Annotated in this window: 20 protein-coding genes; 9 read left to right on the top strand and 11 right to left on the bottom strand. The window is 71.6% G+C overall.

From position 1 onward, the window contains the following. Position 1: 1 nt before the first annotated feature. Together ACIGXO_RS05095 and ACIGXO_RS05090 are read right to left on the bottom strand one after the other, a co-directional pair. The gene (locus tag ACIGXO_RS05095; RefSeq protein ID WP_399780443.1) at positions 2 to 1,153 is read right to left on the bottom strand and encodes an acetyl-CoA acetyltransferase; all 1,152 of its coding nucleotides are present in this window, start codon (positions 1,151 to 1,153) and stop codon (positions 2 to 4) included. Continuing rightward, positions 1,150 to 2,349 carry an acyl-CoA dehydrogenase family protein gene (locus ACIGXO_RS05090; protein WP_399780439.1) on the bottom strand — a complete coding sequence of 400 codons (1,200 nt, stop codon included), beginning with the start codon at positions 2,347 to 2,349 and terminating at the stop codon, positions 1,150 to 1,152. The genes ACIGXO_RS05095 and ACIGXO_RS05090 overlap by 4 nt, the downstream gene beginning before the upstream one ends. A 204-nt stretch (positions 2,350 to 2,553) precedes the next feature. On the opposite strand from ACIGXO_RS05090, the gene ACIGXO_RS05085 reads away from it, so the two are divergent. The 3 genes from ACIGXO_RS05085 to ACIGXO_RS05075 all read left to right on the top strand — a co-directional run bounded on the left by ACIGXO_RS05085 (position 2,554) and on the right by ACIGXO_RS05075 (position 5,402). Continuing rightward, positions 2,554 to 3,213 carry a TetR/AcrR family transcriptional regulator gene (locus ACIGXO_RS05085; protein ID WP_399780437.1) on the top strand — a complete coding sequence of 220 codons (660 nt, stop codon included), beginning with the start codon at positions 2,554 to 2,556 and terminating at the stop codon, positions 3,211 to 3,213. A 58-nt stretch (positions 3,214 to 3,271) separates the two neighbouring features. Further along, positions 3,272 to 4,072, top strand: coding sequence for a thioesterase family protein (locus ACIGXO_RS05080; protein ID WP_399780434.1), 801 nt, complete (start codon positions 3,272 to 3,274; stop codon positions 4,070 to 4,072). Between the two features lie 274 nt (positions 4,073 to 4,346). Then, positions 4,347 to 5,402 (top strand): FAD-dependent oxidoreductase, encoded by a 1,056-nt coding sequence (locus ACIGXO_RS05075; protein WP_399780432.1) that lies wholly within the window; start codon positions 4,347 to 4,349, stop codon positions 5,400 to 5,402. Here ACIGXO_RS05075 and ACIGXO_RS05070 read toward each other — a convergent pair. From ACIGXO_RS05070 to ACIGXO_RS05030, 9 genes are all read right to left on the bottom strand, one after another. Further along, complete coding sequence (locus tag ACIGXO_RS05070; RefSeq protein WP_399780429.1) at positions 5,393 to 6,649, bottom strand: nucleotide sugar dehydrogenase; 1,257 nt, start codon at positions 6,647 to 6,649, stop codon at positions 5,393 to 5,395. The two genes, ACIGXO_RS05075 and ACIGXO_RS05070, sit on opposite strands and share 10 nt — an antisense overlap. Before the next feature lie 10 nt (positions 6,650 to 6,659). Further along, positions 6,660 to 8,033 (bottom strand): NAD(P)/FAD-dependent oxidoreductase, encoded by a 1,374-nt coding sequence (locus ACIGXO_RS05065; RefSeq protein WP_399780426.1) that lies wholly within the window; start codon positions 8,031 to 8,033, stop codon positions 6,660 to 6,662. A gap of 13 nt (positions 8,034 to 8,046) precedes the next feature. Then, complete coding sequence (locus ACIGXO_RS05060) at positions 8,047 to 9,681, bottom strand: class I adenylate-forming enzyme family protein (RefSeq protein WP_399780423.1); 1,635 nt, start codon at positions 9,679 to 9,681, stop codon at positions 8,047 to 8,049. After that, on the bottom strand, positions 9,678 to 10,646 hold the full coding sequence (locus ACIGXO_RS05055) for a class I SAM-dependent methyltransferase (RefSeq protein WP_399780420.1): 969 nt from the start codon (positions 10,644 to 10,646) through the stop codon (positions 9,678 to 9,680). Before ACIGXO_RS05055 ends, ACIGXO_RS05060 begins: the two co-directional genes overlap by 4 nt. After that, positions 10,639 to 11,997 (bottom strand): protoporphyrinogen/coproporphyrinogen oxidase, encoded by a 1,359-nt coding sequence (locus ACIGXO_RS05050; RefSeq protein WP_399780417.1) that lies wholly within the window; start codon positions 11,995 to 11,997, stop codon positions 10,639 to 10,641. Before ACIGXO_RS05050 ends, ACIGXO_RS05055 begins: the two co-directional genes overlap by 8 nt. Beyond that, positions 11,994 to 12,971, bottom strand: a complete 978-nt coding sequence (locus tag ACIGXO_RS05045) for a UbiA family prenyltransferase (protein WP_399780414.1) — start codon at positions 12,969 to 12,971, stop codon at positions 11,994 to 11,996. Before ACIGXO_RS05045 ends, ACIGXO_RS05050 begins: the two co-directional genes overlap by 4 nt. After that, positions 12,968 to 14,092: a DegT/DnrJ/EryC1/StrS family aminotransferase gene (locus ACIGXO_RS05040; RefSeq protein WP_399780411.1), complete on the bottom strand. Its 1,125-nt coding sequence runs from the start codon at positions 14,090 to 14,092 to the stop codon at positions 12,968 to 12,970. The genes ACIGXO_RS05045 and ACIGXO_RS05040 overlap by 4 nt, the downstream gene beginning before the upstream one ends. Beyond that, positions 14,089 to 15,237, bottom strand: coding sequence for a DegT/DnrJ/EryC1/StrS family aminotransferase (locus ACIGXO_RS05035; RefSeq protein ID WP_399780408.1), 1,149 nt, complete (start codon positions 15,235 to 15,237; stop codon positions 14,089 to 14,091). The genes ACIGXO_RS05040 and ACIGXO_RS05035 overlap by 4 nt, the downstream gene beginning before the upstream one ends. Before the next feature lie 194 nt (positions 15,238 to 15,431). Further along, positions 15,432 to 15,962, bottom strand: coding sequence for an EF-hand domain-containing protein (locus ACIGXO_RS05030; protein WP_399780405.1), 531 nt, complete (start codon positions 15,960 to 15,962; stop codon positions 15,432 to 15,434). 566 nt (positions 15,963 to 16,528) lie between these two features. On the opposite strand from ACIGXO_RS05030, the gene ACIGXO_RS05025 reads away from it, so the two are divergent. Genes ACIGXO_RS05025 through ACIGXO_RS05000 form a run of 6 tightly spaced genes read left to right on the top strand, consistent with a single transcriptional unit; the run spans position 16,529 to position 22,395 of the window. Further along, positions 16,529 to 17,545, top strand: a complete 1,017-nt coding sequence (locus ACIGXO_RS05025; protein WP_399780402.1) for a Gfo/Idh/MocA family protein — start codon at positions 16,529 to 16,531, stop codon at positions 17,543 to 17,545. Then, complete coding sequence (locus ACIGXO_RS05020; RefSeq protein WP_399780398.1) at positions 17,535 to 18,479, top strand: sugar phosphate isomerase/epimerase family protein; 945 nt, start codon at positions 17,535 to 17,537, stop codon at positions 18,477 to 18,479. Before ACIGXO_RS05025 ends, ACIGXO_RS05020 begins: the two co-directional genes overlap by 11 nt. Beyond that, positions 18,472 to 19,803, top strand: coding sequence for a M20/M25/M40 family metallo-hydrolase (locus ACIGXO_RS05015; RefSeq protein ID WP_399780395.1), 1,332 nt, complete (start codon positions 18,472 to 18,474; stop codon positions 19,801 to 19,803). The genes ACIGXO_RS05020 and ACIGXO_RS05015 overlap by 8 nt, the downstream gene beginning before the upstream one ends. Beyond that, a complete protein-coding gene (locus tag ACIGXO_RS05010; RefSeq protein ID WP_399780392.1) occupies positions 19,800 to 21,041 on the top strand; it encodes an Ldh family oxidoreductase in 1,242 nt (413 codons plus the stop codon). Before ACIGXO_RS05015 ends, ACIGXO_RS05010 begins: the two co-directional genes overlap by 4 nt. After that, positions 21,038 to 21,994: a Gfo/Idh/MocA family protein gene (locus ACIGXO_RS05005; protein ID WP_399780389.1), complete on the top strand. Its 957-nt coding sequence runs from the start codon at positions 21,038 to 21,040 to the stop codon at positions 21,992 to 21,994. Before ACIGXO_RS05010 ends, ACIGXO_RS05005 begins: the two co-directional genes overlap by 4 nt. After that, positions 21,991 to 22,395 (top strand): DUF6917 domain-containing protein, encoded by a 405-nt coding sequence (locus ACIGXO_RS05000; RefSeq protein ID WP_399780386.1) that lies wholly within the window; start codon positions 21,991 to 21,993, stop codon positions 22,393 to 22,395. Before ACIGXO_RS05005 ends, ACIGXO_RS05000 begins: the two co-directional genes overlap by 4 nt. Positions 22,396 to 22,400: the final 5 nt, after the last annotated feature.

The raw sequence follows: 22,400 nt of genomic DNA, 5'->3' as shown, positions 1-22,400 counted from the left end.
CTCAGCTCCTGGAGAGGACGACGGTCGAGGTGGACGAGAGCACGCCTCCGGTGCCGTGGACGAGGGCCAGCTCCGCCCCGTCGACCTGGCGGCCCGGCTGCTCCCGGTAGTCGTGGCGCAGCTGCCGGGTGGCCTCGATGAGCAGGAAGATCCCGTACATGCCGGGGTGGGTGTACGAGAGGCCGCCGCCGTTGGTGTTCATCGGCAGCTCGCCGCCGGGTGCCGTGCGGCCGTCCGCGACGAAGCGGCCGCCCTCGCCGGGCTTGCAGAAACCCAACGACTCCAAAGTGAGCAGCACCGTGATGGTGAAGGAGTCGTAGACCGCCAGCAGGTCCACATCGGCGTGGGTGATCCCGGCGCGTCGCAGTGCGAGGGGCCCGGTGCGGGCGGCCCCGGTGACGGTGAGGTCCGGCATCTGAGAGATCGATGCGTGGGTGGTGGTCTCGGCGTGGCCGCGGACGACGACGGGGCGGGTCGCCACGTCCTGCCAGCGGTCCTCCGCGGCGACCACGACCGCACCGCCGCCATCGGTGACCAGGCAGCAGTCGAGCTTGTGCAGTGGCTCGGCGATCAGCGGCGAGGCGAGGACATCGTCGACGGTGATCGGGTCGCGGTAGTACGCACGCGGGTTGAGGGCCGCCCACTGCCGCGCGCTCACGGCCACCTCGGCCAGCTCCTCGCTGGTCACGCCGTACTCGTACAGGTAGCGCGCGGCGGCGAGTGCGTACGCGCCCACGGGCTGCGGCAGGCCGAACGGCTGCTCGTACTGCTCGGTCAGCGTCGCGGGCCGCGGACGTCCGCGCGAGCGGTCGCTGCGCTGGGTACTCCCGTACGTGATCAGCGCGACGTCGATGAGTCCGGCCTCGATCGCCGCCGTCGCGTGACCGAGGTGGGCTTCGAAGGAGGAGCCGCCGATGTTGGTGCCGTCGAGGTGGTCGGGGTGCATACCGAGGTACTCGGCGAGCGTCAGGGCCGGGGCCCAGGACCAGTTCCCCGCCGTGAACAGCCCGTCCACGTCGCCGGGTGACAGGCCCGCCTCGGCGAGCGCCGCTCTACTGGCCTGCGCCTGCTGGGAGAGGACCGTCAGGTGCGGCGTCCTGCCGAGGTCGGACTCGGCGACGCCGACGATCGCCGCGCGGCGCCGTGGGCTCATTCGCCGATGCCTCCCAGCCGCACATGGCCCTTGAGGAGGTTGCGGGCGATGGTGCGCCGCTGGATCTCGTCGGTGCCCTCGAAGATCCGCAGCAGCCGCAGCTCGCGGTACCAGCGCTCGATGGGCAGCTCCTTGGTGTAGCCCATGCCGCCGTGGATCTGCAGGACCCGGTCGACGACCTGGTTGGCCATCACGGCACCGTTGAGCTTGGCGATGGAGGAGGCGTGCCGGGCGTCGAGGCCCTGCTGGACCCGCCAGGCGGCGTAGAGGGTGAGCCACTTCGCGGACTCGATCTCCACCTGGGAGTCGGCTATCTGCCACTGGATCGCCTGGTAGTCGGCGATGGGCCGGCCCATGGAGTGCCGGGTCGGGGCGTAGTCGATCGCCATTTGCAGCATCCGCTCGGCGGAGCCGATCGCGCGGGCCGGGATGAGGTAGCGGCCCTGGCCGATCCACCGCATGGCGAGCGCGAACCCCTTGCCGACCTCGCCGAGGACGTTGCGGCCGGGCACGCGTACCTCGTCGAAGACGAGCGAGGCCGGGCCCCACTGGCCCATGGTCGCGATCGGCTCGGACTTCCAGCCCATGTCGCGGTCGACGAGGAAGCAGGTGACGCCGCCGTCGGCGCCCTTGTCCGGGTCGGTGACCGCGAACACCATCACGAAGTCGGCCTCGTTGCCCCCGGTGATGAAGGTCTTCTCGCCGGTGATCAGCCAGTCGTCGCCGTCGCGCACGGCGCGGGTGCGGATGTTGCGGGCGTCGGAGCCGGCGCCGGGCTCGGTGATGGCGAAGCAGGAACGCCGCTCACCCTCGATGGTGGGCAGGAGGTACTGCCGCTTCTGCTCGTCGGTGCAGGCATAGAGGATGTTGTCGGCACTGCCGCCGAAGCTGAAGGGGACGAAGGTCCGGCCGGTCTCCATGGCGATGATCGCCGACATCACGGCGCCGAGGTCCATACCCCCGTACTCCTCCGGGGTGTTGACACCCCAGAAGCCCGACCTGCGGGCCTTGGCGCGGAGTTCGGCGATGACCTCCGGGGCGACGCCCGGCCGCCCCGCACGCTCGTTGCGCAGCACCTCCTGCTCCAGCGGCATCACCTCCTTGGTGATGAACGCCCGGACGGTGTCCCGGATCTGGCGCTCTTCGGTGGATAGCGAGAAGTCGACCATCGTCTGTCCCTTCCTGCCGCTGGGCACGCACCGGCCCGTCCAGGGCGCTGGGGCGTGCACACACTCTTCCTAGAACAGAAATCTAGGAATGGGCTCAATGTGCATGCGCCGCTGCGGGCGGTCAATAGGCGGTACGGGCTCTGTCTTGGGTATGGCGCCGGCCGGGGCACAGTTCTAAAATCTGATTCTGTTTTGGCACACACTTGTGGCACTCACTTGTAGTACTCACTTGTGGCACGCACTCCGGAAGGCGGGGACGATCCGATGCCGCGCAAGGCGGAGCAGCGCCCGGCCAAGGAGGGCGCATGGCAGTGGAGCCGTACGGCGCAGACGCGCAGAGAGCTCCTCGACGCCGCCCGTGAGGTCTTCTGCGAACAGGGCTTCACCGAGGCGAGCGTCGCGGCCGTGGTGCGCCGGGCCGGCTCCAGCGTGGGCAGCCTCTACCACCACTTCGGCGGCAAGACGGAGCTGTTCGTGGCCGTCTGGGACGACTACGAGAGCAGCCGCGAACGCAACGCCGCCGACGCCGTGGCACGGGCCCGCAAGGCCGGGGAGTCGGACCCGCTGGAGCTCTTCCTCGTCGGCACCCGGTCGTTCCTGGAGGACTGCTGGCGCCGGCGCGACCTGGTCCGGCTGTGGATGGACGGCGACGCCCCGCCCGGCTTCACACTGATGCGCCGGGCGCGCGGCCGGGAGTGGGTCCGGCAGAACGCCATTCTGCTCAAGGCGGGCGACGCCCCCGCCGACCGGCTCGTCGTGAGCCTGATGACCTCGATCACCGGCGAGGCCGGCCGGGAGATCGCCGCCTGCTCACGCAAGCGCGACGCCGACGCGCTGACCGAAACGACCCTCACCCTCATCCGCAGACTCGATCCGCTCGGCATCCGCTGAACACCACGGCTGTACGGCGCTGTCTGTACGGCACCCGCACGATCCGGAAGGGGTAACCGTGGCCCAGACCGAAGAAGGGACGGCGTACTTCACACCCGATCCCCGCCACCACGACACCCTCGTCCCCGCGCCGCACGCCCGCGGCTGGTGGGTGCCCGGCACGGTGCACAGCCGTCTCCTCGGCGGCCTGGCGGCCCGGGCCCTGGAGCGCGAACACGCCGCCGAGGGGCTGCACTTCGCCCGGCTCACCGTCGACATGTTCCGCGCCGCTCCCAAGGCCCCCGTCCGGGTCGAGACGAGCCGGGTGCGCGAGGGCCGGCGCATCCGCGTCGCGGACGCGGTCGTCCACGCCGACGGCACACCGGTGGTACAGGTACGTGCCGTGCTGCTGCGCACCAGCGCCCCGCCGCCCGGCCGGATCCCCTCGACCGGCCCGTGGGACGCGCCCCCGCCGGACGAACTGCGCTCCCCGCACGGGGAGAAGACCGGATTCTGGCGGTTCGACGAGGAGTTGCGGCCGGTGCGGGAGTGGCAGGGCCAGGGGCGGCGCCGGATCTGGATCCGCGAGCGCCACCCCCTCGTCGCCGGGGAGGCCCTGTCGCCCCTCGTGCGCGTCGCACTCGCCGGGGACACCGCCAGCCCGCTGGCCCATGCGAGCGATGAGGGCCTGGGCTACATCAACGCCGACTACACCCTGTGCCTGAGCCGGCTGCCGCTCAGCGACGAGGTCGGGCTGGAAGCCACGGCACACACCGCGGAGGACGGCATCGCCGTCGGCCACTGCACCCTGTACGACACCGCAGGCCCCATCGGCTACTGCGCCACCACGGCGCTCGCGAACCCGGCCCCGGGCCGGTGACCGCGGGTGGCCGCGGGTGGCCGCGGCGACGAGCCGCGCACGCCCCCTGAGTCCGCCACTGAGTCCGCCACCTGGTCGGCCTCACCCTGGGCGGCTCCGGGGCCGGGCTCCGGTGTCGGTTGGTTGTCGGCAGTGTCAGTTGATTGTCGGCGGTGGGCGGGCTCTGCCAGCGCTCTGTCGGTGCTCTGTCGATGGCTGCCGGGAGAGTGGAACCGGCCGGTGCCGATCACCAACGGCACCGGTCACCAGCTCCACGACCCGGAAGGAAGCCCCCATGGCCACTGACATCACGATCATCGGCGCCGGTCTCGGCGGCCTCACGCTCGCCCGCGTCCTGCACGTCCACGGAATACCGTCCACCGTCTACGAGGCGGAGCCCTCCCCGCATGCGCGACCGCAGGGCGGGATGCTCGACATCCACGACTACAACGGCCAACTCGCACTAGAAGCAGCCGACTTGATGGACGAGTTCCGTGGCCTCATCCTCGAAGGCCGCCAGGCAATGCGGATCCTCGACCCGGACGGGACCGTCCTGTTCGACAAGGCCGACGACGGCACGGGGGGACGCCCCGAGGTGCAGCGCGGTGAGCTGCGGCAGATCCTGCTCGACTCGCTCCCGGCCGGCACCGTCCGGTGGGGGCACAAGGTCAGCGGCACCCGCACCCTCGGCGAGGGGCGCCACGAGGTGACGTTCGCCGACGGCGGCACCCTCGTCACGAGCCTGCTGGTCGGCGCGGACGGCGCGTGGTCACGGGTCCGGCCGCTGCTCTCCGCCGCGACGCCCGAGTACACCGGCAAGTCGGTCGTCGAGACCTACCTCTTCGACTCCGGCACCCGGCACCCGGCCGCCGCGAAGACGGTCGGCGGCGGGTCGATGATCGTGGTCACGCCGGGCAGGGAGATCTTCGCTCACCGGGAAAAGGGCGACACACTGCACGCCTACATGGGGCTGTCCGAGCCGCAGGACTGGTTCGCCGCCATCGATTTCACCGATGGAGCCGCGGCCACCGCGCGGATCGCGCGGGAATTCAACGGCTGGGCGCCGGAACTCACCGCGCTGATCACCGACGCCGACACCGCGCCGGTCCTGCGCCCCCTCTACGCCCTGCCGACCGGGCACCGGTGGGACCGCGTGCCGGGCGTGACCCTGCTCGGCGACGCCGCCCACCTCTCCGCCCCGAACGGCGAAGGCGCCAACCTGGCCATGCTCGACGGCGCCGAACTCGGCAAGGCCCTCGCCGCACACCCCGACGACACCGAGGCCGCGCTCACCGCATACGAGCAGGCCATGTTCCCCCGCAGCGCCGAGGCCGCCACCCTTCACAGTTGATGCGCCCCCGTCCCCCGCAGCCGCCCCCGGGTGTCCAGGAGCAAGGGGGAGTGCGCGGGGAGGTCGTCGACCGGGATGGTGCGGTGGTCCTGGAGGAGGATGGTGAGATCGGCGGCGGTGGCGGCGGAGAGTACGTCGGTGGTCCGGTCCACCAGTTCGCCGTCCGGGGCCCAGGCGTCGACGAGCGGGTCGTGGTACTTCACGTGCGCGCCGGCGTTGCGCAGGAGGTGGAGGAGCGGGGCGGCCGGGGTGGCGCGGAGGTCCGGGCTGTTGGGTTTGTAGGTCACTCCGATGAGGAGGATGTGCGCGTTGCGGAGAGGCTTTCCCGCGTGGCGCAGCAGGGTCTCGGCGCGGTGGGCGACGTGGGTGGGCATGTCGGCGTTGATCTGTTGTGCCAGTTCGGTCAGGCGTAGCGGGGCTCCGGCGTCGCGTGCCCAGTGGGTGAGGTAGGCGGGGTCGACGGGGATGCAGTGTCCGCCCACGCCCGGGCCGGGGCGGAAGGACTGGAAGCCGAAGGGTTTGGTGCGTGCGCAGTCGATGGCGTCCCAGACGTTGACGCCGAGCGACCTCGCCGTGACCGCCAACTCGTTGACCAGCGCGATGTTCACGCTGCGGTAGGTGTTTTCCAGCAGCTTCGCCAGCTCGGCCTCGCGCGCTGAGGCGGCCTCCACGACCTCGTCGCAGAGCTGCCGGAAGAACTCGGCCGCGACTGTTGTGCACCGTTGGGTGTACCCGCCGACGACGCGGGGGGTGTTGCGTACGCCGAACGTTTCGTTGCCCGGGTCGATGCGTTCCGGCGAGAACGCGAGGGAGAAGTCCGTGCCGGCGGTGAGTCCGGAAGCCCGCTCCACGGCTCTGCGGACCACGTCGTCCGTGGTGCCGGGGAAGGAGGTGGACTCCAGGACGAGCAGACTGCCCGGCTTGAGGTGGTCGCCCAGCGCGGTGGCGGCCCGGCGGACGTGGGACAGGTCGGGCTGCCCCGTCCCGCCCAGCGGAGTGGGTACGCAGATCACGGCCACCGAGGTCTCCGCCAGCAGGCTCACGTCGGTGGAGGCCCGGAACCCGGCGGCCAGCATGGCGGTGAGATCGCCGTCCGTGACATCGGGGAGATGGGAGCGGCCGGACATCAGCGCATCGGTCAACGAGGGGTTCTCGTCGATGCCGACGACCCGCATTCCGGCGCGGCACGCCTCGCGCGCGAGGGGAAGGCCCGTGTAGCCGAGCCCGATCACAGCAACGCTGGTCACATTGTGCTCCTTACGGCTCTGCGTGCAGGGGGAGTGCGGTGAGGGCCTGCGGTACGGGGGCGAAGAGCGCGGCCGCCGCGACCTTGGGGGTGAACAGCCGGGCCGGCGGTGCGGTGAGTCCGATGACGTCGCGGAACGCGTCGCCGATCACGCGGTTGCCGTTGGCCCGCGCCAGGATGCGGTCGAGGTACCACTGCTGGGGGAGGGCCGTGACGCCGGGGCGGTTGCCCGTGGTCGCTGGATACTGTAGATCGGCTCCTGTCGCCAGTTGCCAGGCGGGACGGGAGGCGGTCGACAGTACGCGCTGGAGCGTACGGGTGGTGGTCCGCCCGCGCGGCCGACTGCGGGAGAGGGCGGCGCGCAGGGCGACGGCCTGGAGGGCCGCGACCGAAACGCCCTGTGCGTAGATGGGGTTGAAGGTGCAGCAGGCGTCGCCCACGGCGAGGAAGCCGGCCGGCGCTGTGCCGGCACGCTCGTACAGGTACCTGCGATTGGCCGTGGCCCGGAAGCCGCGGGGCGGCGCCGCCGGTCCGTTGCGCCGCGCCCACTCGTGCAGTACCGGGTCCGGCAGGCCGCCCAGGAAACGCAGCACACCGGCCTCGTCGGTGGGCGGTTCGTGGCCGCGCATACCGTAGACGGTCAGCAGCCAGCGGTCGGCTTCCACCGGAAAGAGCGCGGCACCGCGCGGATGGTCCCGGTCGGGCTGGATGTGCACGCCCTGGTACGGGGAGTCATTCCCCGGCGCTCCCTTGTACTGCAGTGTGGTGTAGGCGAGCCCGGGGTCCACGCATTCGGCGGGCGGGGCGGCGCGGCCGAGCGCGGCCAGCCACTCCGGTGCCGCGGAGGAGCGCCCGGTGGCATCGACGACCAGGGCCGCGCGCAGATCGTACGGGTCTCGCGGAACCGTGTCGCGAGGCGCTGCCCGCACCCCGCTCACGCGCGTCGCGTCGCCCAGCAACGCGACGGCCGCGGTCCGCTCCACGAGGCGGATCCGCCGGTGCTTGCGCACGCGTTCGCGCACGACCCAGTCGAGCAGCGGCCGCGTACAGGAAAGGAGGTGCATGGTGGCCGGGAAGCGGCGCGCCCAGCTGCCGGCCGACCACAGCACCGCGTCCCGCGGGACACCGATCCGGAAGGCCCCGTGCGCGCACAGTTCCCGGACCACTCCGGGCAGCAGCTCGTCCAGGGCCCGCTGTCCGCCGGGCAGTACGACGTGGAGGTGGTGGCCCTGCGGCACGCCGGGGCGGTGTTCCGGGCCCGGTGGCAGCGCGTCGCGTTCCAGTACGGTCACCGAGTCCGCGTACTCCGCCAGGACGTGTGCCGTCAGCAGGCCGGCCGTTCCCCCGCCCAGGACGAGGACCCGCCGTTGCGTACCCGTGGTCATGCTGTCCTTCCGTTCACGTCCAGTGGCCCGTACCGAAAGTGGTGGCTTCCGGGAGGAGTTGAGCGCGCAGTTCGAGGCGCCGGACCTTGCCGGTGCCGGTGCGGGGGATCTCCGCCCAGCCGCGGACCAGGGGCTCGGCGAGCGGTGGCAGATCCCGTACGGCCGCACGCCAGGCAGCGGCGTCGAGCCGCCCGTCGGCCGTCACCACGACGGGCAGCAGGGTGCGTCCGGGCGCGCCCAGGACGGTGCACTCCAGCACGGCGGGCAGCCGGTCCTCGATCACGTCCTCCAGCTCGACGCAGCTCGTGCCGGGCACCGCGTCGACCTCCCGGTCCAGCAGCACCAGGCTGCCGGAGCGGGTGAGGAAGCCGATGTCCCCGGTGTTCCACCACGGTCCGAGGGCCTTGCGGGACCAGCGGTCCTGCTCTCCCACGTAGCCGGTGCAGCGGGCTTTGGTCCGGGCCAGGACGATGCCGGGCCTGCCGCGCCCGACCGGGCGGAAGGTGTCCGGGTCGACGACGCGCAGTTGCGTGCGGCCGGGGACCGGCCGGCCGAGGTTGCGGGTCGTCGGGTGGCGCCGGCCGGTGGCGGCGAGGGCCCTGCGGGTGAGCAGGCGGAAGGTCAGCGGCCCGGTCTCCGTCTGGCCCCAGCCCTGCAGCCATACCGGATGCCGGCGCCGGGAGGCGTTGAGGTAGCCGCGCACCGTGGGCGGGTGCACCGAGTCGAAGGTACTGATGTACAGGCGTACCGCGCGGAACGGGTTGCCGGGCCCGGCCGCCAGCCCCTGCCATCGCACGTAGGTGGCGGGTGACGTCTCGACCGTGGTCGGTGGATGCGCGGTCAGGGTGCGTGCGACGACGGCCGGATCGGTGTCGGCGAGGATGACCACCTTGCGCGGTTCGAGGTGGAACACGCTGGTGGTCCACGGTATGGCCCGGCCGTGCACGAACGGGTCGGCGCCGGCCACCGTGTCGTCGCGCCGGACTGCCACGACCGGCGTGCGGTGGCACTCGAAGTGCGCCAGCCGGTGGATGATCGTGTGAGTGGTGTGCGCGACGAGCTTGGGCACACCGGTGGTCCCCGAGGTGTGGTGCACCACCAGGGTGTCGTCGGGGTGGCGCCGCAGTACCGGCGGCGGCTGATGACCGCGTACGTCATCGAGCCCCAGCGTGCCCGCCGTTTTCCCGTCCAGGGTGAGCGTCCGGCGTGCGAAGACCGCCGGTTCGGTCCCCGCGTCGCGTACCGCTTCGACCGTCCGGGAGTCCGTGACCAGCAGCGCCGGCTCCAGCCGTTTGAGCAGCGTCTGCAGCGCTGCTGCGGGAAGGTCGTCGGAGATCAGGGCGGGGACGGCGCCCATGCGCGCCGCCGCGCACGCCAGCAGCACGACGTCCCAGTGGTTGGCCTTGACGACGGCCACCCGGTCGCCCGGCCGCGTGCCGGCCGCAACGAGCCACCCGGCGGCCTCCGTGACGAGCCGGGCGAGGCGGTCGACACCGAAGGTGACGCCGCCGTCGGGACAGATGTCGAAGGGGCGGCTGAGGTGCACGGTGGTGGGGCTGCCGCGGTCGGCCAACAGGTCGAAGAGCGTGCCGAGTTCGGGGGGCTTCGCAGGCTTTCGTCGTGTGGTGGCACCGGTCCGGGCGGTCATGCGCGGACCCCCGCGGCTGCGGTGCTCCCGCCCGCGTCCGTTGCCGGCCGGCGGGCGGTGACGGTGACCATCACCTGCGAGAGCCAGTGCTGGGACGGGTCGGCCATACTGTCGACCGCCTGCTGGATACGGTCGTCGGTGACCGAACCGCGGGCGAGCATCGCGGGGCGCAGATGCTCGATCCACAGGATGTACCAGCGTGCTGCCTCGGTGCCGCCGCGTACGACGGTGGAGCGCCCCTCGGCGCGTACGTCCACCAGGCCGGCCCTCGTTGCCAGCTCGACGTTGAGCAGGCCGCAGCGCGGGTGGTATCCGGCCGCGCACATCACCTCGTACGCCGCGTGCTTGACCTCCTGGAGGAAGTCCGCGCGCTCCGGATGGCTGAACAGCGCGGCCGTGTCCGTGTCTTCGAGGACCAGGCGTCCGCCCGGGCGCAGGGCGCGGCACAGCCGGTCGACGGCCTTCTGCCGGTCGGTGATGTGCTGCAGTACGAGCCGGGCGTGTATCAGGTCATAGTGCGCCGCGGGCAGTTCGTCGTCCGGGTCGTCGCTGACGAGATCGAGCTGACGTACTGTCACTCCGTGGTCGGTCAGCCACTTCAGCCGGTCCACCCGCAGGTCCGTCGCGAGCACCTCGCCGGTGGGGCCGACCCGGTCGGCCAGCCACCGGGCGACCGAACCGCGCCCGGCACCGGCCTCCAGGCAGCGCCAACCCGGTGTCACTCCCGCGGCCGCCAGCCGCTCGGTGGTGCCCGGGTCCCAGAGCGCCTCGCCGAGCGCGAGCCGTTCCTCCTCCTTCGCGAAACCGGTGTCGAAGGTGTCGAAGACATACCGGCTGCCGACATGACGGTTGCCGCCATACCGGCTGCCGCCATACCGGTTGCCGCCATACCGGCTGCCGACGTACCGGTCACCGGCATCCCGGTCGTCGCCGGGCGCGCCCGGCAGCCACGGTTCCTCAGCCATACCGCACCTCCGGCCGCGCGCCGACGCCGGGGTGTCCCGCGTGGTCCAGGACGCGGTCCACCGCCCACTCCGCCGACCGGAAGGCGCCCTCGCTGCTGGGGCGTTGCATCAGCCAGTCCCCGGCGTACTCCACCGCGCGGGCGGGCCGGCGCAGGAAGGGCGTCCGCAGCCGCAGGGCCCGCGGGGTCGCTTCGGGCAGCCCGTGCCGGAACCGGTGCACCCGGGCGGTCCGCAGCGCCTCGCCCAGGCCGGGAAGATAGTGCTCGCCCCGTTTCAGCAGTCGGCTGATGACCTGGTCATCGGGGGCGTCGAGCAGCTCCCGGGTGACCTCCGGCGTGGCGACCAGGGACACCAGTCCGGCGCCGGGAGGGACCCGGCCGGGGTGTTTGACGTGGTCGAGGGTGATCCCGTTGAGCACGCTGTCGTGGACCGCGGGAATGATCAGCGCGTACACGGGCCGGCGGCTGCGCAGCCACAGCGGCCGGTCGAGGGCGCAGCTCACCTTCAGCATCGGGGTGTAGGTGGATGCGTGGAGGTAGTCGCGTTCGTCCTCGGGCGCGTCCGGATACAGTCGGCCGGCGACCGGCGCCGGTATACACAGCACCACCGAGCGCGCCGTGAGGGTGGCGGCCCCGCACTCCAGACGGGCTCCGCCCGGGTACCGGGTGACCTGGTCGACCCGCAGCCCCGTCACCACGTCCAGCCGTTCGGCGAGCCTGCGGGTGAGGGTGTCCATGCCGTCGCGGTAGGTACGCCAGGCCGCGGTGCTTCCGGTGGCCAGGAGATGGGCGACGAACGGCCCCGCTGCCGAACGGTTGGCGTCCCAGCCGCAGAAGCCGCTGGCCAGGGGCTGGAAGAGAGAGTCGACGAGGTCATTGCCGTAGCGGTCGGCGAGCTGGGCGACGGTACTGGTGCCCAGGGGCGTGTGTTCGGGGTGGTCCGGGTCGTACTCCTTCCGGCGGCGGGCGGTGTCCGCCTGGAACCGGAGGAGGTTCAGTCGCCCCCGTAGGGACAGGCCGCCCCCGGTGAGCAGGCCGCGTGCGCGGCCGGTGTCGGGGCGGACCCGCCCGTCCCGCCAGGTGGCGATCGACTGCGGGACGCGCGGGACCTCGGCGGGCGTCAGCCCCGTCTCGCGGATCAGCCGCCAGGTCGCGCCGTAGCCGCGGGGCGCGAGCATCTCGGCGCCCTCGTCGATGAGATAGCCGTCCTGGCGCAGCGTACGCATCCGCCCGCCGACCGCATCGGACGACTCCAGCACCTGCACACCACGTCCGGCCTTGCGCAGCGCGTGCGCCACGGCGAGACCGGCGGCGCCGGCACCGACCACGGCCACATCGAGATCAGTCGTCATGGGTTTCCACTCTCCAGCAACGGCAGTGCGAGGTTCACCGCGCACAGCAGGACGACGGTGACCCGGTGGCTGCGGATCGCGGTCCGGCGGGCCAGCAGGATGTCGCGTCGCCGGAAGGCGATGTCCAGCTCGGTGCCGCGCAGGGCGATCATCGGCAGCATGGCCAGGGGGAACCACCAAGGGGCCACGCCCGCGAGCGCCGACCCGACGACGAACATGATCTGCGCGAGCGTCATGGCGGTGATGAAGGCCGCGTTGCCGCGCGGGGAGGTCAGCACGGCGACGGTGGGCCGCCCCACCCGGGCGTCGCCCTCGATGTCGTGCGTGTTGGAGTACAGCCCGAAGAGCATGGGGCCGGCGCCGAACAGCACCGCCTGGACGACCGCGAAACCACTGAGCGAGGGGGACAGCAGACCGTACGGCACCAGGACCATGCCCACACCGAAGCCGCAGAGGAAGACCTCCTGCCAGCCGCGATAGCTGATTTTCAGGCCCCACGAGTACTGCACGGCGGTGACCAGGCAGAGCGCCGCGAGGACGAGTGTCCAGGCGGACCGGTGCGGTGCCACTGCCGCCGCGCCGGCCCAGAGCAGAGCACCGGCAACGGCCGTGGTCCAGCCGAAGCGAATGGCCTCCGTGGGCGTCAGCGTCCCGGCGAGCAGGGGTTTCCGGGCGAGGCGGCGGCGTGGGGCGTCGGGGCCGTAGTTGGCCGCGTCGCTGCCGTCGCGGTACCCCGTGACATCGTCGAAGGCCACGGAAGCGGCGATGACGCACAGCTCACCGAGCCCGAACAGCACCAGCGTCAGCAGAGTGCCGGGTGTCAGCCGCTGCGCGGGCGCGAGCAGCAGCAGCGCGACGGGCAGCGCCAGGTAGTAGTCGATGATGTCGAGCTTGGCCAGCCGCACATACGCACGGACTTTGGCTGCGGCCGGCGCGGGGCGCACCCCGGCCGGTAACTCCACATCGCTGGTCATCGGTCCCTCCTGCCGGTGGCGAACTCGCAGACCGCGTCCGCGATGTGCTCCACCTCGGCGTCGGTGAGGTGCGGGTGGACGGGGATCGCCAGTTGGCGCCGGGCCGCGCTCTCGGCGTGCGGCCAGCCGCGGCCGCCGGCGGCGAACCGGGCGAAGGCGGGCTGGTGGGGCAGGGGGAGTGGGTAGTGCACATGGCTCGCGACGCCCCGGGCGGCGAGGTGCTCCCGCAACGCCTCGCGCTCGTCGGCCAGCAGCGAATAGACGTAGTAACAACGCCCGTTGCGGCCCGGCGGCGGTGGTGTCACACCGCGGTCGCGCAGCGGGGTGAAGCGTTCGGTGTAGTACTCGGCGATCCGGGCCCGGCGCTCCAGCCGCTCGGGGAAGCCGGGGAGCCGGTGCAGCTGGAAGGCCGCGAGGACCTCGTCGAACCGGCTGTTGTAGCCGGTGCGCCCGTAGATGAAGCGCGCGTCCTGACCGTGGTTGCGCAACGTCCGGACCGTCTGCCCGAGCCCGGGGTCCATGGTGACGACGGCCCCGCCCTCACCGGCGGTGCCGAAGGTCTTGACCTGGACGAAGGAGAACACACCGGCGTCTCCCCACGTACCGGCGGGGATACCGTCGAGAACGCCGCCCTGTGCCACTGCCGAGTCCTCGACGAGCCGCACGCCATGGCGTTGCGCGATCCCCCGCATCCGGGGCATGTCCGCCATCACCGAGAACATGTGGGCGGGCATCAGGGCCTTGGTCCGGCCGGTGACCGCCTGTTCCATCCGCTCCGGGTCGGCCACCATGGTCAGCGGGTCGATGTCGGCGAACACCGGCGTCGCCCCGAGATTGGCCACGGTGTTGGCCAGCGGAGCGCAGCCGTAGGCCGGAACCACCACCTCATCGCCCGGCCCCACGTCCATCGCGTGCAGTACCAGTGTCAGTGCCGAGGTGCCGCTGGAGCAGGCCACGACGTCGGCCGCGCCCAGCGAGGTACGCAGGGCCTCCTCGAAGCGGGCGGTGCGTTCCCCGAGGATGAACTTCTGGTCCGGCGCCGTGCCGATCTCCTGGACGAGATCGAGCAGTACCTCCCGGTCCGCTTCGAAGAGATCCGGGGCGAAGAAGGGAATCGTCACTCCGGCCTCCCCGTGTAGAAGCGGCGGATGAGCCCGCACACCGAGTCGATGTCATCGATGCTCAGGTCCGGATGGAACGGGAGGGCCAGCGTGCGTGCGCAGGCCGCCTCGGCGTGCGGGAAGTCGCCGCGCCGGTAGCCGAGGTGGGCGAAGCACGCCTGCAGATGGAGCGGGACCGGGTAGTACGTCTCGGTGCCCACGCCGTGTCCGGCCAGGTGACCGGCCAGTTCATCGCGGTGCTCGGCCTCGATCAGATAGACGTAGTAGACGGGGTGGGTGGCGGTGTCGCGGCGCACCAGTGTCGGCAGCCGCAGGACGCCGGGCACTCCGGCCAGTCGTTGGGTGTAGGCGGCGGCGAGTTCGGCCCGCCGGGCGATGTCCTGGTCCAGCCGCGTCAGCTTGGCGAGGAGCACGGCCGCCTGGAGGTCGTCCATCTTGCTGTTGACGCCGTTCTCCACGGTGCGGTTCGCGATGCCGGGGAAGTGGGCCAGCGTCCGTCCGTAGCGCCCGTGGTGGCGCAACGCCGCTGTTCTCTCGGCCAGTTCGGGGTCGTCGGTCAGTACGGCACCGGCGTCGCCGATGGCGCCGAGTGTCTTGGTGGGGAAGAACGACAACACCCCGCCGGCCCCCAGCAGCCCGGCGTGCACGCCACCCCATCGCATCCCGATGGCCTCCGCGCTGTCCTCCACCACGGTCAGGCCGTGGCGGCGGGCGACGTCCGCCAGCCCACTCATGTCGGCCATCTGATGGAAGAGGTGGACCGGCATGATCATCCGGGTGCGCGGTGTGACGGCACGGTCCGCGGACCGCGGGTCGAGGCCGTAACCGACCGGCTCGATGTCGGCGAAGACCGGACGGCCACCGGCCAGTACGACGGCGGACGCCGACGCCACAAAGGTGAAGGCGGGCACGACGACCTCGTCACCGGGCTCCAGGCCGGATGCGCGCAGCAGCAGTACCAACGCGTCGGTACCGCTGTTCACCCCCACCGCGTACCGCGCACCCGTCCACCGCGCCAGGGCCGTCTCGAACAGTGCGACCTGCCTGCCGTGCGAGAACTTGCCGTCGTCGAGGACCTCGCTCACCCGGGACCGGATGTCCGGCCACAGGGCCTCGAAGGTCTTGGCCTGGCTGAAGAAGGGCACCGGCTGGAACGGTCCGGCTGCTGTGCCACACCTCTGACCGGCTGTGCCACACCTCTGATCGAAAGATATATCGCGCATGTTTCCTCTCACGAGGTGGCCGAGGGTGCGGCAACCGTCGAACAGGGGGGAGAGAGAACGTTTTTGCCGACCGGTGCGGCCCGCCGGCGCCCGGGACGCCGGCGGACCGTCCGTGGTCAGAAGAGCGAGACGTCCAGGTCGCCGGTGTGGAACTTGTGCACCGCGGTGATGAGTTCCTCCACCGACAGCTGGCCGTTGCCGTTCGTGTCGATGCGCTGGAAAGCCTCGTCGGCCTTGGACTCGTCGCCGCCCGCGGCCTTGATCCAGGTGCGGAACTCCTCGCGGCTCACCTGCCCGTCACCGTCGGTGTCGGCCAGGTTGAGGATCGCCTGGATCGTGGGGCGCAGCACCTTGTCGAAGCCGGTCTGCCCCTGGTCGAGCATCTGCTTCGCCGTCGCGCTCTTGAACTGTTCAAAGTCCACCGAGTCGCCGGACTTGACGCCGGCCTGCCTGGCCAGGTTGTCCCACATCCCCAGGTACGCCGAGCGGAGGTCCTTGCCCTTCTTGCTGTCGGCGGGCTGGTTGAACGCGCGCAGGAGACGCTCCACTTCGCTTTCCCAGTCGCTGCGCTCGATACGGCCGTCGTGGTCCCGGTCCCACATTTCGAAACGGCGACGCAGCCGCTGTTCCTGCACGTTGGTGGGCATGGCTGTTCCTCTCTTCCTTGATTGGTGAAATACCGTGGGGAAAATTGGCAGAGAGAGAAAGAGGTAACGCGGTCGCGAAGTAGAAATATTCGAGGCGTGTTCCGCGGGGCGTCCCCGGGGCGTCAATCACCAAATGCGCGATCAACGTACTTGTCGCCCTCGCGCCCCGTCAACGGTGGGCCGCCCAACGAGATGGTTCCGCTTGAACCTGACGAGTAAAAATCGCCAAGCAGTTCGGTCGCACCCGGGCGTACAAAGGCGTACGACGGGGGCGTGCCGCGCCGCTTGGACCGGCGCTCACCTGGCGGGACGCGTCCCCGCCAATAGGTCATGCGGACCGTTGGGAATCAGCAAGTCCGGTCGGTGACACGGCACTTCCGACTCGTACTCGGCAATTTTTGGTCACCATTATCTTTGGTCAATGATTTTTCGTACGCCGACCGATGTTTTCCTGCGTATCGAGGTGGGGCAGATGGAGGAGCGGCAATGGAAGAAGGCTCGTGTATGCCGCTCCGGTCCTTTTGCCGGAACCGGTCCGGTCCGAAGCCGAAGGAGGGCGCGAAACCGTGTTGCGCACGCTGATCGTCGGCCTGGGGCGCGCGGGCCTGGGCCTGCACGTGCCCGTACTGCTCAAGGCGCGGGCGCGGGCCCCCGGTACGTTCGCCGACGAGCCGGTGGTGGCGGTCGACCCCCGCGCCGCACCCGCCGGCCCGCCGCGGCAGGACCTCGTGCTCGCCGGCTCCTTGCCGCGGGCCTGGGAGCTGCTCGACCCGGCACACACGGTCGTGCACGTCTGCACCCCGCCGTCGGTGCGCGCCGAGGTGCTCCGCGAGGTCGCACTCCTCGGCTTCTCCAAGGTGGTGGTGGAGAAGCCGCTTGCCACTGACCGGGACGCACTCCGGAGCGTCCTGGCCGTGGTGCGCGAGCACGGCCTGTCCCTGTCGGTGGTCGCGCCCTGGCTCCACAGCACGCTGACCGCACGGCTCGTCGCCATGGTCGAGGGCGGCCAACTGGGCAGCGTGCGTACGGTAACCGTGGCGCAGCACAAGCCCCGCTTCCGCCGTTCACTCGACAACGGCGGCCACACCTCGGCCCTCGACGTGGAGGTGCCGCATTCCCTCGGCGTCCTCCTCCGCCTCCTGGGCGACGCGGAGGTACGCGCGGCATCCTGTACCGATCTCTCCCTCGGCGCGAGCGTGGTGCCCCGCATGGGCGGCGCCCGGCTGACACTGCAACACCACGGGGGAGCCCGGAGCGAGATCGTCTCCGACCTGACCGCGCCGGTGCGCGAGCGGCGGATCACTCTCGACATGACCGGGGGAACCGCCATCGGGCACTACCCGGTGGGCCAGGACGACGACTTCGCCCAGCTGGAGAAGGTCACCGCGGGGCGGAGGGTGCGCGAGGTCTTCGAGGACGATGCGCTCACGTCCTTCATGGTGAGTGCGTACCGGGATTACGCGAGCGGACCGGGCGGCGACGATCCCTGGATCCATGCGCGGACCGCCGAACTACTCGACGAAGCGAAGCAGTTGACCGTAAGCAACACCGGTCGTGGGGAGCCGCTCACTCATGTCACCTGACGCATCTTCAGCAACGGACGACCGGCCCGTCGGCATCCGGTACGCGGGAATCGGCGACGAGGCAGCCCCTGACCTGCCCGGACAGCTCGAAGCGCTGCGCCGCCTGGGCTGGCGGACGATCGAGCTGCGCACGGTGGACGGCACCGCGATAGCGGATCTGGACGACCGTGCGTTCGCCCGGCTGTCCAGCGGGCTGGACGCCGCCGGGGTCGACGTCGTCTGCGTCGACTCCCGCATCGCCAACTGGGCCCGCCCGATCACCGGCCGCTATGAGGACGACCTGGAGGAACTGCGGATTCTCGCCGGGCGCTGCGCCGCCCTGGGCACCCGGTACGTCCGCGTGATGTCCTACCCCAACGCGGGCCTGAGCGAGGACGAATGGGGCCGGCGGGCGACACGCCGGCTGACCAACCTGGTCCGCGAGGCCGAACAGCACGGCCTGGTCCTGCTGCACGAGAACTGCAGCGGCTGGGCCGGGACCCGCGCCGACCGGATGCTCGACCTCCTCCAGCACATCGACAGCCCCGCCCTGCGGCTGCTCTTCGACATCGGCAACGGAGTGCCGTACGGCTACGACGCCCGGTCGCTCCTCGATGCCGTCATCGGGCACGTCGCCCACGTACACATCAAGGACGCCCGTCCGAGGGCGGACGGCCAGGTCGACTACACACTGCCCGGAGAGGGGGAGTCCGGTGTACGGGAGTGTCTGACGGCGCTGCTCCGCCATGGCTACACCGGAGTCTGGTCGATCGAACCGCACACCCATCTGCGCCCGCACGACGAGCACAACACCACCGACGACGACGGCATCGCGGCGTTCGTCCGCTACGGCCGGTCGCTGGAACGGCTCGTACAGCGCGTACAGCGTGAGGTGACCTCCGCGCCGGTCACCTCAGCGCCGGTCACCGCGGCCGACGGGGGCGCCCGTGCCTGAGAACGCCCAGCCTGCGCGGCTGAGCCGTACCGACCGTGAGCTGCTGCTTCACCTGCTCGACACCCCCACCGCCGGTCCACTGGAGACCGGCGGCGACGGCTCCGCCGTACAGCTGTGGGAGGCGGGCCGGGCGTACGCGGCGGCCGCCGGAACACTGGGCTTCACAGTGGTACGTCACGCGCCCGCCGACCCCGCCGTGCTGCACCGCGACGACGTCCCCGAGACCGTGCGCGAGGCCGCCGCGCGCGAGCCCGGATTCCTGGCGTGCCAGCCCAGCCTCGTACTGCGGCTGGGCCCGCAACTGCCCCACAACGCAACACTGATGTGCAACGTCCACCTCGACACCGTGGCCGGCTGGTGGCCGGCCCGCTTCGACGGCACCCGCTTCAGCGGCCGGGGCGCCATCGACGCCAAAGGCCCGGCGGTCGCCCTGCTGGCCGGCATCCGCGCCGCCCGCGCGGCGGAACCGGCCCTGGGCACGCGGGTCGGCGTCCTCATCCAGGCGGTGGCCGGCGAGGAGGGCGGCGCCATGGGCACGTTCGGCACCCGGCCGCTGGTCGAACAGGGCTTCACCGGCCGGCTGAACCTGTTCTGCGAGCCCACCGGCCGCCGCTACCTGCCCCGCGCCACGGCCTCGATGACGGCCGGGGCACACGTCCGGGGCGAGGACGCGGTGGACGACCGGCCCGAGGCCGGTCACAACGCGACCGTACTGCTGGGGCACCTCAGCAGCCACCTGGCCCGCACCCTGCCGCAGCGGATCGCCGACGGCCGGGTGTGCGTGGCCGGCGTGCACACCGGCCAACGGCACAACCGCGTCTACGGCACCGGGCAGTTGCTGCTCAACATCTCCTACGGCTCCCCGGCCGCCGGCCGGGCCGCCGAAGCCGCGCTCCGGATGTCGTTGCGCGAGGCCCTCACCGACTTCACCGCCCTGGCCGCCGGCACCCCCGACCTCGCCCGGACGGCGGCCGACGCCGCGGCGATCACCTCCCTGCGGTGGTACAAGCGCGGACTGCCCGCCCTGGAGGACCCGGGCCGCAATCCGTGGGCCGAGGCGCTGCTGGCGGACGCGGGGCTGGCCCCCTGGCCCGCTGACGAACCGCCCTTCACCTGCGACGCGATCTGGATGAACGGCATCCCCGATACGTACACCGCCGTGCTCGGCCCCGGACACCTGGGCGCCAACCGTGCGCACGCCGACGGCGAGTACGCCGACGCCGAGGAGCTCGACGGGTACGCCGACGACATCGCCCGCGTACTCATCGGCTTCACCCGCCAGGCCCTCCGGGGCACCGACGCCGAGGAGACCACCACCGCATGACCTCATCGATCCACCCCACCACCGACGCCGTTCCGGACCAGTCCGCCGACGCCCTTCCGGACCGGCCCACCGACGAGAGCACTGAGGAGCCCACCGTACGCGTGCCGTACCAGGACCTCCTCGCCTTCGTCACCGATGTCTTCGGCTCCAGGGGACTGCCGGACGCCCGGGCGCGTGCCGCCGCCGAGGCGTTGTGCCACGGCGATCTCACCGGCTTCACGAGCCACGGCATCGCCAACCTCACCCGGCTCTACCTGCCCATGTTCGACGCCGGCCGGTGCGACCCGCGGGCGAAACCGCACGTGCTCGTGGACCGGGGTGCCTCGGTGCTCCTCGACGCGCGGCGGGCCCTCGGCCTGTGGGCCGCCTCCGATGCCATGGACCTGGCGGTCGAGCGGGCCCGTCAGTACGGCGTCGGCATGGTCTCGGTGCGCGGCGCCACCCACTTCGGCTGCGCCGGGTACCACGCCCTGCGCGCCGTCGACCACGACATGGTGGGCCTGGTCACCGCCAACTGCGGTTGGCAGCAGCTCACTCGGCCCGTCGGCGGACGCGCCCCCATGCTCGGCACGAACCCGCTCGCCCTCGCCGCGCCGGCCGGTGACCACCCGCCGTTCGTCCTGGACATGAGCACCACGGTGGTCCCCACCGGCAAGGTGCGCGAGGCGGCGCGCAACGGCCGGAAGGTGCCGGCCGGCTGGCTGGCGGACGACGACGGTGCGCTGGTCACCGACCCGGCCGCCTTCGACCGCGGCGAGGCGCATTTGCGCTGGCTCGGCGGCGACCCCGACACCGGCGCGTACAAAGGCTTCGGGCTGGGCCTGCTGGTGGAAGTGCTCTCCGCACTCGTTCCGGGAGCGGGCCTGGGACCGCACCCGGAGGCCGGGGAGCAGCCGGACGGCCGCGACGACGACATCGGCTACCTGACGCTGGCGATCGCGCCGGGCCGGCTCCGGCCCGAGGCGGACTTCCGCACCGACGCGGCCGGTATGTTCGGCGCCCTGCTGGACTGCCCGCCGCTCCGCCCGGACGAGCCGGTGCGCTACCCCGGCTGGCCGGAGCACGCCCGTTCCCGCGACCGCCGCGCGAACGGCGTTCCCCTCGCGCGGGCCCTGTACGAGGAGATGCGCGAACTGGCCGGGGCCGGCCACCTCCGCTTCCCGGCACCGGTGAGTACAGCGGTGAGTACAGCGGTGAGCACAGCGGTGAAGTCCGCTCATGAGGGAGGCGCGGCATGACCGTACCCCGCATCGGCCTCATCGGCCTCGGTGTCATCTCGCGCTTCTACCTGGCCGCACTGGCCCGCGAGGCGCCCGCTGAACTGGCCGCGGTGTGCGACCCGGACGAGAGCAGACTCGCCGGCGCGCCACCCGGAGTACCGCGCTACCGGGACCACCACGAGTTGTTGCGCCACGCGGACGTGGACGCCGTGGTGGTCAACGTCCCCAACGATCTGCATTACCCGGTGTGCCGCGACGCCTTGGAAGCCGGCCGCGCGGTGTGCGTGGAGAAACCGCTCACCACAAAACTGCGCGACGCGCGCCACCTCGCACAGCTCTCCCTGGACGCCGGCGTACCGCTGTTCACCTCCTTCCACCGGCGCTACAACACCGAGGTGAACGCCCTCCTCACCCGGCTCCCCGCGCACGTCCCGCTCACCTCCCTGACGGTGCGTTATGAGGAGACCATCGAAGAACACGCGGGCCAGGACCGTTGGTATCTCGACCCCGACCGTTGCGGGGGCGGCTGCGTCGCCGACAACGGCCCCAACGCCTTCGACCTGGTACGCCTGTTCCTCGGGGAGGTCCACGTCACCGAGGCCGCCGTACGGCGCGACGCACACGGCGTGGACCGGCAGGCGACCGTACTGCTGGGCGCGGCGTCCGGCGCGGTGGCGCGGGTCGCACTCGACTGGTCCTACCCGGGGGAACGCAAGACGGTCGAGGTGCGCCTGGCCGACGGCACCGTGGAGACCGCCGACATGCTCGCGGGTCACCTGGAATTCAAGGGCTCGCTGTGGCACGAATACGTGGGCGTACTGCGCGACTTCACCGACGCACTGGCCGGACGTCACACTGTGGGGAATCCCCACGGTCCGGACGGCCTCGCCGCCCTGGAGCTGGTGGCCGACACCTACGCCCACGAACGCGCCGGCCGCGGCCGCTCGCCACAGGAGGCCGCCCGGCCATGACACCAGGAGAGGACGGGCCCAAGCGCACGGTCCACGGACAGCTCGTGAAGGTACTCACCCACCGGCGGACGGACCGTGGCATGGCCCTGGAACCCTTCGCCGGCCGCTGCGTCCGCAGTGGCGAGGTGCATGAGCTGGTCACCACGGACCACACCGAAACGGCCACGGGAGCCCGTATCGACCGGGTCGGGTTCCTGGGCTTCCTGGAGATCGGCTGCGCCGGTGTCATCGACCGCGGCGACGAAGTGTGGACGGCAGGCCGCCGCATCGGCACGGTCCTGGGCTTCGACGCCTGCCACTTCCCGAACCACTACAACATCCTGATCCGCACCCCCGAGCTCCTCACGGGCCCAGAGCTGGGCCTCGCTCCGGAAACGCAGGTGCGCTTCACACAGGGGTGAGCACA

This window comes from Streptomyces sp. NPDC053542, assembly GCF_044544685.1.
Classification (GTDB): Bacteria; Actinomycetota; Actinomycetes; order Streptomycetales; family Streptomycetaceae; genus Streptomyces.
Note: the sequence above shows the minus strand (reverse complement) of the source record. Positions and strands in the feature narration are given on the sequence as shown.

Coding starts and splice junctions, on each gene's coding strand:
- ACIGXO_RS05000 (WP_399780386.1), top strand. CDS start 21,991: ATGACACCAGGAGAGGACGGGCCCAAGCGCACGGTCCACGGACAGCTC.
- ACIGXO_RS05060 (WP_399780423.1), bottom strand. CDS start 9,681: ATGACCGCCCGGACCGGTGCCACCACACGACGAAAGCCTGCGAAGCCC.
- ACIGXO_RS05030 (WP_399780405.1), bottom strand. CDS start 15,962: ATGCCCACCAACGTGCAGGAACAGCGGCTGCGTCGCCGTTTCGAAATG.
- ACIGXO_RS05075 (WP_399780432.1), top strand. CDS start 4,347: ATGGCCACTGACATCACGATCATCGGCGCCGGTCTCGGCGGCCTCACG.
- ACIGXO_RS05020 (WP_399780398.1), top strand. CDS start 17,535: ATGTCACCTGACGCATCTTCAGCAACGGACGACCGGCCCGTCGGCATC.
- ACIGXO_RS05045 (WP_399780414.1), bottom strand. CDS start 12,971: ATGACCAGCGATGTGGAGTTACCGGCCGGGGTGCGCCCCGCGCCGGCC.
- ACIGXO_RS05095 (WP_399780443.1), bottom strand. CDS start 1,153: ATGAGCCCACGGCGCCGCGCGGCGATCGTCGGCGTCGCCGAGTCCGAC.
- ACIGXO_RS05050 (WP_399780417.1), bottom strand. CDS start 11,997: ATGACGACTGATCTCGATGTGGCCGTGGTCGGTGCCGGCGCCGCCGGT.
- ACIGXO_RS05055 (WP_399780420.1), bottom strand. CDS start 10,646: ATGGCTGAGGAACCGTGGCTGCCGGGCGCGCCCGGCGACGACCGGGAT.
- ACIGXO_RS05065 (WP_399780426.1), bottom strand. CDS start 8,033: ATGACCACGGGTACGCAACGGCGGGTCCTCGTCCTGGGCGGGGGAACG.
- ACIGXO_RS05005 (WP_399780389.1), top strand. CDS start 21,038: ATGACCGTACCCCGCATCGGCCTCATCGGCCTCGGTGTCATCTCGCGC.
- ACIGXO_RS05010 (WP_399780392.1), top strand. CDS start 19,800: ATGACCTCATCGATCCACCCCACCACCGACGCCGTTCCGGACCAGTCC.